The 270-nt window shown below is 59.3% G+C and carries 1 protein-coding gene; it reads right to left on the bottom strand.

Annotation, left to right across the window (positions count from 1 at the left end):
* The coding region (locus AC0IW9_RS30925; RefSeq protein WP_471652126.1) for an amidohydrolase family protein at positions 1 to 270 on the bottom strand (270 nt) is incomplete at both ends.

Here is a 270-nt window from a genome sequence, read left to right as displayed (position 1 = left end):
CCATCATCACTTTGCCGGCGATCATGCGCAGGTTCAGCGCCTCGCTGGCGGTGAAGAAAGCGTCCACCGATTGCTTGTGCACGCTGGCAAATACCAGGGCGGTGGTGGTGCCGTTGCGCAGCAGTTCCTTGAGGAAAATATTCGCCACATCGGCGGCGTGGGCCGGGTCGGAAAATTGTTTTTCGGTGGGGAAGGTGTAGGTGTTCAGCCAGTCCAGCAACTGCTCGCCATAGGCGGCGATCATGCCGGTTTGCGGGTAGTGGATATGGG

Source organism: Belnapia sp. AC561, from assembly GCF_979252845.1.
This window is presented reverse-complemented; position numbering and strand designations above follow the sequence as displayed.